The following is a 6,610-nucleotide window of genomic DNA, read 5'->3' as shown; positions in this document are numbered from 1 at the left end:
GAATATATTATCAAACATTTTTCTGCAATATTTTTCTTTTCTCCATAAAAGTCTTTTAGACTGATAAGTGGCTCTGTTTCATTATCAAAACTATCTATTATCATATTATTTCCTCCAAATTCAGATTTTATAATTCTATTGACGAGATTTACACTAATTTCAAGATTTGTTTTATATCGTTGAGATTTTCAGCAAAATAAATTCCCTCTTGTCTCTTGTTGGAAGAAAGTCCTTTTTCAATCATATGATTCAGAAATGCTTTCAAATCATTGTAGTAACCGTTCAGGTTGTAAATAATGCAAGGTGAATTCATCTGTTTCAATGACACTTTCGACATTACTTCTGAGATTTCTTCTAATGTTCCCGTACCACCTGGAAAAGCAATAAAGGCCTCACCCAGCTCAATCATTTTGTTTTTGCGTTCTGTCATATCCTCGGTCACGATTAACTTAGTTAATCCGTCATGTTGAAATTCGTTTTCGACAAAAAATTTCGTCTCTACACCTATAACTTCACCACCAGCCTTCAAAACACTGTCAGCAATCGCACCCATCAGACCAGATTTGGAGCCTCCATAGACTAGTACATTTCCACTGTTTCCAATCCATGCACCCAATTGTTCAACTGCTTTTCGTAAACAAGGGTCATTTCCTTCGTTTGCCCCAAGATAAACTGTGATATTCATTAAAAATTTTCTCCTTCAAAATTCTATTTATCTAATCTATACTAGTTTATATATCACTGCATACACAACCAAAACAAATTAATTGTCCTATTGATAAAAGATGCTAAAATTTATTTATTTTTTTCTTCAATAAGATTATTATACTCTTCTTCTAGTTTTTCTCTTTCCTCTTTGGGTATCTCCATTGCTAGTCTAGAACTTATAGAGGATATTCTAAAATCAAGTAATAAAATATCTCTATCCTTGTTAATTGTTGTCTTCTTATTTCTATTTTTGTATTGTGATAAATTACCTTTAAAATTTTTGATTCTTTTATCTTCTATAATCATAAGTGTATCGGCTATTTTATTTATAAACTCCTCATCATGACTTACAAAAATAAATGGTCTATCATAAGATTTCAGTAGATTTTCTAAACTTTCTATTGCTCTTATATCCAAAAAGTTTGTCGGTTCATCAAATATAAGATAATTAAAATCAGATGTTAAAATTTTAGCCAATTTTACCTTAGCTTTTTCTCCATCGCTCAATACATTTATAATCTTGTATACATCGTCCGTCTTAAATCCTAGTCTTGCAAGAACAATTCTCGTCATTGTTTCATCATAAATAGATGTATTTGATACATTTTTTAAGATGCTGGAATTTTCTTCTAGAATATCACTCATTTGACTAAAATAACCTATCCTAAGATTTGGATGTACCCATATATTTTCTTTATTAAGAATCATCTTCAAAAGAGTAGTTTTCCCACTTCCATTTTCTCCGATGAGGGCTATTTTAGAATTGTTGTTAACTTGAAAGTTGGATTTTTCAAATAATGTCTTATTTTCAAATTTTTTATTTAGATTTTCCGCTCTTATCAAAATTTTAGAATGAATTCGTTTATTATCTGGAATGGATAGTTGTACCTCTTTTTCTTCTTTAGGTTTTTCTTTCGTTTCAAGTTGATTTATCCTTGATTCTACAGCTTTTACTTGTTTGTCTAATTTTTTCTTGTTTCCTTGACCACCCATCTTATGGAGTCTTGCTTCTGAATTTCCCATCCTTTTAGGCGTGGTTCTTACTTTTGATGATTGTTCCTTTATATTTATGGCTAGATTTTCTAGTCGTCTTTTTTCTTTTATAAAATTCGAATACTCTTTATCTTGAAACTTTTGTCTTTTTTCTCTTTCTTCAAGATAGAAATTGTAGTCCCCATTATATTCTTCAAATTTTCCGTTCTTTAATTCTAGAATCTTTTTACAAGTTCTATTTATGAAATCACGATCATGCGAAATTATAAGGTATCCTGTTTTTCTTGAATTAAGCTTTTCTATAAGTTCTTCCTTTTGCTTTAAATCTAAATGAGATGTAGGCTCATCTATTAAAATAAACTTAAAACTATCTGATAAAATATCTGTTAGTTTTAATCTTTGTTCCTCACCCGGACTATAATCGTCATCAATCTTTAACTGAGATTTGGAATAGATTTCATCGGAAAAATTCTTAGCTTGAATATCATAATTTAATAAATATCCTAAATCTCTATCCACCCTTACTTGACCAGTATAGTCGTTATCAAGTCCTAATATTATTCTTAAAAGAGTAGTTTTACCCGTTCCATTTTCACCTATTAAGGCTATCTTATCATTTTCATTTATTGATAAACTATCAATTTCAAATAGTTTTTTATCTGGTAAAGTTTTTATTAAGTTTTGTATATATATCATAAATCCTCCTATGTTTTTTTGAGAGGATTTTTCCTCTCTTAGTTATTTATAAGACTATATATATTGTTCATTTGTCTGTACCTCCTACTACTATTTAATAATTTATACCCATAAAAAACAATAAACCCTCTATCATCTTAAACCGATTGACTTGTACATTTCACACCTTATTGCTCACCATAGAAATAACTCCACCTATCTTTTCTGTAGATTTTTCTTTATCTGCCTTTGTGTTTTCTGTGTATTTTGTTTATATAAAGATTTGAAACCTTTAGTCCATGTTTTTCAAGAACATACTCTTTGATTTATAAAATCAGTTACCCTCTAAAAATTGGAGATGGTTTGTTGATTTTAAATTGATTAGTATGTGCTTGATAGTACATTTATCCTGTTAAATATAACTTTACTATATTTTGCTTAAATTCGAAAGAGTAACTATTATTTTTTCTAAAACCTTTTAACCCTTCATGTCTTTGTAATTTAAATAAAGTAACTCACCTTCTGACTATTGAATAATCATTGAGTCAATATTTATCGGTTAAATATTTATATCTTCCTTTTTTATTTAAGTATTATTGAACTATTTTCATCTTAAATTCTGTACTATATTTTCTCATGAAAAAACTGACCTCTCTAAGTTGGTTTTAGATCCAACTTTTTGGGTCAGTTCAGAATTTTACTAATTTATCTTAATATTATTTACTATTTTATCCGAACAATACACCCGTCTATTCACACTCTCTACTCATATAATACTCATCGCAAAACTTATCCCATTTAACTGTATAGTCATCATGTGTAAGCAAGGTCAAGTCTTTTGCTGAATATATATTTCTTTTTCTTGCGTCATCAAAGAAATAGTCAAAACCACAGAAGGTTTCACTAAGATAGGCGTATACGTACTTGAATCCAAGGATATATGCAATGTAGAGGCGTGTGTGTCCATCTAGGGACGCGTATGTGTCTTCGCATATTGTAACTGGGATAATCACGTCTTCTTCTCTATTGACAAAGCTCTTAACTGCCTCTAATTTATCACTATCTATAAAGAACTGTATTGGCTGGATTTTATCTAGATCAAGCTTAAAGACCTCCACGTCTTTGAATTTCTTAATAAGCTTACCACTTTCATCATAAAAATTTGTGATGTGCCCTGCATTAAATCGAAACTCTTCAATGACCTCGTCAAAATAAGCTTCTTCTCCTTTTATAATTGCCTCGGTCTGTGATATGATTTTAATTTCTACAGGCACATCGCTATCTACAATGTAGCAACCGTGCTGATATAGTGCTTCTTGACTGAAGCGATTGTCATCATATGTATTGATTCTATCTATTCTCATTTATTCTCCTTGAATAGTTTTCTTTGAAGTTTTGTATAAATGGCGATTTCTTCAAACTATTGCCCATTATAATCAAAAGACCCGACTTACACCGCTTTAAGAGGCTGTCGGGTACTGTTGCCTATATAATATAGTAATTACCTTGATTTGTCAATGTTTTCAAACCACCATCCAGTTCTATAGATTGCTCTCATGCTCTATTTTACAATTCAAAAATCTCATCTGCCACTTCATTTAAAAATTCTATATCATGGGAAACAATAAAAATTATTTTATTTTTATTTCTATATTTTTTAATCAGTTCAGATATTTTTATCATATTAGCATAATCCATGCCGCTAGTTGGCTCATCATAGTAAATAAAAGTAGAGTCCTTGCACATAACTGACGCTATTGCAAGTCTTTGCTTTTGTCCTCCTGATAAACTCATCGGATGCCTTTCAATAAATTCGTCCAGGCCTAAATCTTTTAAAATGATTTTCGCCTTTTCTTCATCAAAATTCTTTACACCTAGGCTAAGCTCTTTGGATACTTCATCTGTAAATAATTGATGATTTACGTCTTGCATAACAAGTGAAGAGTTTTTGAGTCTTTCTTTTTTAGATAGTTTCTTTCCTTTAAAATAAATTTCTTCTTTTGATTTTTTCTCAAGACCTATTAAGCATCTCAAAAGCGTTGACTTCCCACGTCCATTTGATCCTATTATGCCATAAATTTTCCCAAGCTTAAATGAGATCTCTTTTACACTTAAACACTCATCATCAGTAAATTTGTAGTTAAGATCTTTTATCTGATACTCTCCCTCTCCTTTTAAATAAGGAACTTCTAATTTGCTTAATTCTTTATCTCTTAAGCTTAAAGCGTTCAAATCATTTTTGTCTAGCTTTAAAAATTCACTTCTAGTATAAGTTTTTTTAAGTTTGCCTTTATCTATCAAAAATACACGATCAACTATGTCCATCAGATAATAAATTCTATGCTCTGCAACAATTATGCTTATGCCTTTTTCTTTTAGTATTTTAAGCATTTGTGCCAAAACACTTATGCTTTTTATATCCAAATTCGATGAAGGCTCATCCAATACAATAATCTTTGTGCCTGCTATATAAGAAGCTGCAATGCAAAGAATTTGTTTTTCTCCACCTGATAAATTAAATATATTTCTATTCAAAAGATTTTTTATCGGAAATATTTCAAGCATCTCATTCAAACGCTTGTCCATCTCTTCTCTTGTAAGCCCTATGTTTTCCAAATAAAATAGCAGCTCTAATGTAGTATTAATGTTAAAGAAATATGTCTTAGGATTTTGAAACACAGTTGAGACAAGCATTGAGATTTGATAAAGCTCCAACTCTTTTATATTTTTACCATCAATAATTATTTCGCCCTTTGTCTTTGCGTTATCATACCTTACAGCTAATCCATTGATTGAATTTATTAAAGATGACTTACCGCTTCCGCTTTTTCCTGTAAATAGCACACACTCTCCCTCGGATATTGATAGTGATATGTCATCCAATATATGCACTTCGCCATAATCAAGACTTAAATTTTTTATTTCAACCATATTAAGCCTCCCACAATAAGTCCAGCAACTGCGAAAACATAAACAAAATCAATTAGCTGTATCTTTACACTGATATATCTAGTCTTGGCGATTGGATTTTCTATTGCCTTTGTTTCTGCCGCTTTTGCAATGTCATCTGCAATGTTTGAAGATATAATAAGTAGTGGCACTGAAACGTATTCAAGATATTTGATTGGATTTTTAAAATTTATCCCCCTTACTCTCATAGCCATTTTGATGTTTTTCTTCTCCTCTTTAAAAGATGGGAAGAACCTAAACATAACCGCAATAGGTATGGAAAGATTTTTTGGAATTTTAAGCTTATCCATTGATGAAATTATTGCACCTACATCAGAGGTCTTTATCATGAAGTTTGCTGCCATAAATGGCAATAAAAACATTCTAATCACAATAGGTATACTTAAAAACATCTTGAGTATCTGGTTTAGTGTAGATAGAATCATAATATTAGGTAAAGAATATAATGCTATACATAAAATTATCCATTTAAAAAGTGTTTTTTTGTACCCATTCAAATAAAACAAAATACCAATAAGACAAACAATCGCTAGTTCAAAACGGATGTTTATGCTATGCGCAATAGTTAATCCTGTAAGAAATACTACTAATATCTTACTTATTGGATTGGGATTAAAGGGAGCATTTGAAGAAAAGGTAGGCATTATACAATGCCTGCTTTTTCAAAGTGTTTTTTCAATAGAGCCTTGCCTATATATGCTCCAATTATTCCTCCTAGAAAAGCACCTAAGGCTACTAAGGCCATGTGAGGATATGTTATTAGTTTTTCCATTGCATCAACATAATCTTTTCCCATCATTTCAATAGACATTTCCAAATATTTTTCTTTTGCTAAAAGCATTTGCATTAAAGAGCTACATATCCATGTGCTGAAGATTGCATAAGAAAGCATATTGTATTTAAAGGAATTATAATTACCAATCTTTCTAATTAATTCTGCTATTATCATTACTATAAGCGATAAAACTACAAGGACGTAGGTATGACCACATGCAAACATAACAAGTGGTGATATCATACCGAATATAAATAATGCCCATGGTTTTTGAACCTTTGTCATAAATAACATAACTACAGTTCCTGCAACTATGGCTAAAACTGTTGGGTAAACTAAAAACAATATTGGGATCATGCCCATCATGCCAACACCAAACATCAAGACGAAATAAATTACGGCAAAAACACCGATACTTACTAAATCTTTGACTTTTAATTTTTTATTATCCAATTTAAACCTCCTAATAAATAAATTCTTCTGTCATTT

General features: G+C 30.5%; 6 protein-coding genes. All 6 read right to left on the bottom strand.

The window, feature by feature from the left end; translation table 11 throughout:
* Positions 1-148: 148 nt before the first annotated feature.
* Positions 149-685, bottom strand: a complete 537-nt coding sequence (locus GKG01_RS08440) for a TIGR00730 family Rossman fold protein (RefSeq protein ID WP_154272131.1) — start codon at positions 683-685, stop codon at positions 149-151.
* 110 nt (positions 686-795) lie between these two features.
* Complete coding sequence (abc-f, locus tag GKG01_RS08435) at positions 796-2,397, bottom strand: ribosomal protection-like ABC-F family protein (RefSeq protein WP_154272130.1); 1,602 nt, start codon at positions 2,395-2,397, stop codon at positions 796-798.
* A 728-nt stretch (positions 2,398-3,125) separates the two neighbouring features.
* Positions 3,126-3,740, bottom strand: coding sequence for a hypothetical protein (locus tag GKG01_RS08430; RefSeq protein WP_154272129.1), 615 nt, complete (start codon positions 3,738-3,740; stop codon positions 3,126-3,128).
* Positions 3,741-3,942: 202 nt separating this feature from the next.
* The gene (locus GKG01_RS08425; RefSeq protein ID WP_154272128.1) at positions 3,943-5,307 is read right to left on the bottom strand and encodes an ABC transporter ATP-binding protein; all 1,365 of its coding nucleotides are present in this window, start codon (positions 5,305-5,307) and stop codon (positions 3,943-3,945) included.
* Positions 5,295-5,990: an energy-coupling factor transporter transmembrane component T gene (locus tag GKG01_RS08420; RefSeq protein ID WP_154272127.1), complete on the bottom strand. Its 696-nt coding sequence runs from the start codon at positions 5,988-5,990 to the stop codon at positions 5,295-5,297. Before GKG01_RS08420 ends, GKG01_RS08425 begins: the two co-directional genes overlap by 13 nt.
* Positions 5,990-6,574 carry an MptD family putative ECF transporter S component gene (locus GKG01_RS08415; RefSeq protein ID WP_154272126.1) on the bottom strand — a complete coding sequence of 195 codons (585 nt, stop codon included), beginning with the start codon at positions 6,572-6,574 and terminating at the stop codon, positions 5,990-5,992. The genes GKG01_RS08420 and GKG01_RS08415 overlap by 1 nt, the downstream gene beginning before the upstream one ends.
* Between the last annotated feature and the right edge of the window lie 36 nt (positions 6,575-6,610).

Source organism: Finegoldia sp. BIOML-A4 (genome assembly GCF_009679635.1).
GTDB lineage: Bacteria > Bacillota > Clostridia > Tissierellales > Peptoniphilaceae > Finegoldia > Finegoldia magna.
Note: the sequence above shows the minus strand (reverse complement) of the source record. Positions and strands in the feature narration are given on the sequence as shown.

Excerpts from the sequence above, each read along its gene's own strand:
- GKG01_RS08430 (WP_154272129.1), bottom strand. The coding sequence starts at position 3,740 with ATGAGAATAGATAGAATCAATACATATGATGACAATCGCTTCAGTCAA.
- GKG01_RS08425 (WP_154272128.1), bottom strand. The coding sequence starts at position 5,307 with ATGGTTGAAATAAAAAATTTAAGTCTTGATTATGGCGAAGTGCATATA.
- GKG01_RS08440 (WP_154272131.1), bottom strand. The coding sequence starts at position 685 with ATGAATATCACAGTTTATCTTGGGGCAAACGAAGGAAATGACCCTTGT.
- GKG01_RS08420 (WP_154272127.1), bottom strand. The coding sequence starts at position 5,990 with ATGCCTACCTTTTCTTCAAATGCTCCCTTTAATCCCAATCCAATAAGT.
- abc-f (WP_154272130.1), bottom strand. The coding sequence starts at position 2,397 with ATGATATATATACAAAACTTAATAAAAACTTTACCAGATAAAAAACTA.